This is a genomic window from Streptomyces alkaliphilus, from assembly GCF_014141535.1.
Taxonomy (GTDB): Bacteria; Actinomycetota; Actinomycetes; order Streptomycetales; family Streptomycetaceae; genus Streptomyces; species Streptomyces alkaliphilus.
Window position 1 is genome coordinate 1 of record NZ_VKHT01000828.1, and the last position, 2,276, is coordinate 2,276.

3 protein-coding genes are annotated in these 2,276 nt (G+C 73.6%); 2 read left to right on the forward strand and 1 reads right to left on the reverse strand.

The features are described 5' to 3' along the window. On the forward strand, positions 1 to 743 hold a 743-nt coding region (locus FNQ90_RS20210), incomplete at its 5' end, for a PP2C family protein-serine/threonine phosphatase (RefSeq protein WP_182607664.1). A gap of 222 nt (positions 744 to 965) precedes the next feature. Here FNQ90_RS20210 and FNQ90_RS20215 read toward each other — a convergent pair. Beyond that, positions 966 to 1,712 (reverse strand): methyltransferase domain-containing protein, encoded by a 747-nt coding sequence (locus tag FNQ90_RS20215; protein ID WP_182607665.1) that lies wholly within the window; start codon positions 1,710 to 1,712, stop codon positions 966 to 968. A gap of 276 nt (positions 1,713 to 1,988) precedes the next feature. Between FNQ90_RS20215 and FNQ90_RS20220 the strand changes: the two genes are divergently transcribed. Then, on the forward strand, positions 1,989 to 2,276 hold a 288-nt coding region (locus FNQ90_RS20220), incomplete at its 3' end, for a hypothetical protein (protein WP_182607666.1).

Genomic DNA, 2,276 nt, shown 5'->3' on the forward strand with positions numbered 1-2,276 from the left:
CGCCGGCGCCCCCGCCCCTGGAGGTGCGGGCCGCCGCTCTCACCGATCCCGGGCTGGTCCGCGACCGCAACCAGGACGCCGCGTGCGCCGACCCCCGGGTGATCGCCGTCGCCGACGGCTTCGGTCCCCGGGGCGGTCCGGCCTCCGCCGCCGCGATCGAGGCGCTGCGGCACGCCGGGACCGAGGGCATCCGGGAGGGGGATCTGCTCAACATCCTGCAGGACGCCGTGGACCGGGCCCGGGAGGCTGTGCGGGAGGCCGCCTCCGGTTCCGCACCGCGGGCGATCGGCACCACTCTCACCGCGATGCTGTGGTCCGACACCGGCCCGGCGCTCGTGCACATCGGCGACTCCCGAGCCCATCTGCTGCGGGACGGTGAACTGCGCCTGATCACCCGGGACCACACCGTGGTGCGCGCGATGGTGGAAGAGGGCCGGATCACCGCCGAGGAGGCCGAGTCCCATCCCCAACGGTCCCTGCTGGTGAAGGCGTTGGCCGACGGCGCGGACCCGACTCCCGACCTGCGGCTGCACGAGGCGCGGACCGGTGACCGGTACCTGCTGTGTTCGGACGGTCTGTCCACGGTGGTGCCGGAGGCGGAGCTGTGCCGGGTCCTGAGCGAGGTGCCCGAGCCCAAGGACGCGGTGCGCGAGCTGGCCGACCTCGCCAACGCCGCCGGTGGCCCGGACAACATCGCCTGCGTCGTCGCCGACGTCCGGAAGCCCCGGGCCCGCGCGGCGTGAGACCCCGGGCGGTGGGGCACCGGGCCGCCCCACCGCCCGGGCCCGGGGGCTCCTCGCGGTTTTCCGACCCGGACGGTGGCAGGTGTCCCGTTGTCGCAGGGGAACGGCCGAGCGGGTCGGCCCGGAGTCGCGCGCCCGCCGGGCGGGAGGCGCGGGCCGCCAGGAGTCCCGGCTCCGGAACGAGCGGCGCGGACCACCCGCCCGGGGCCGGGACGGCAGCCGTCAGCGACGCATCAGGGCGAAGACGCCCCAGCCGAGGTGGCTTCGCGCGTACCGGGTGTACCGGATGGGTTCCGTGGACAGCTCGGCCCGCAGTTCGGGGGCGAGTTCGTCGTCCGGGTTTTGGTCCAGCCATCGGCGGATGGCGAGCCACTGGGCGGCCTGGTACCGGTCCCAGCTGTCGGGGTCGGCGAGCATCATCTCGACGAGGTCCCAACCGAGTTCGGCGAAGTGCGCGATGAGGTCCGGCAGCGACCGGAAGTCGCTCTCCTCCCGGGCCCAACACGCCTCGATCGTGGCGCGGTCCCGCGGCCGGCGCAGCCAGTACGGCTCACCGATCAGCAGCACGCCGCCGGGGCGCAGGCTGCGGTCCAACAACTCGATCGTGCCGGCGACCCCGTCGCCGATCCAGGTCGCGCCGAGACAGGCGGCGATGTCCACCGGCTCCTCGGCCACGTGGCCGGCGGCGTCGCCGTGGACGAACTCCACCCGATCGGCGACACCGAGTTCGACCGCCCGGGCCCGGGCTGCGGCGGTGAACTGCGTGCTGATGTCCACGCCGGTGCCGGTGACGCCGTGGTCGCGGGCCCAGGTGCAGAGCATCTCTCCCGACCCGCTCGCCAGGTCGAGGACACGGCTGCCGGGATCGGGGTTCAGCGCGCGGCCGAGAGCCGCGAGCTTGTCATCGGTGATCGGGTTGTGGATGCGGTGTCCGCTCTCGCGGATGGTGAAGACGCGTGGAAGATCCACTGTCGGGTTCCCTCGTGATCCGTGGGGTGGTCGATGGTGTGAGCACACTGCTCGCGCGGGACGACCGGGCGGAGCCGGTCGTCGTGGGGCGGACCGTCATCGAACTCACCTCATCGGGTGCGGGAACCTCGGACCCGCGCGAAGGTAACCGGCCCCGCTCCTGCCGTCCACCGGATTTCCGGCGCGACGGGGCGTCGGTGGTCGCCGCCGGGCCGGTCACGGCAGGAGCACGGTCGGGGGCTGCTTCGGGCACGGCGCGTTGCCCTGGAAGACGGGGTGAGCAGACAACAGGACATGTACCTGGACCCGATCCTCATCGCGTTCACCGTGGTCGGCTGGAGCTTTCTCGTGGTCGCCCTGCTCATGGCGTGCCTGCTGTACATGATCGGGCTGTTCCCGGGCGTCTTCACCCTCGGCGGTCATCTGGCCGGCCGCCGACGCGACAGGGACACCGTGGCGCGGGACGACGCCGAAAGGCCCCTCGGCCTGTCGTCCTTCACCTGGAGGGACGCCACGGCGGACGAGCCGGCCGAACCGGACCGGGAACCCGGACAGCGCCCCCTG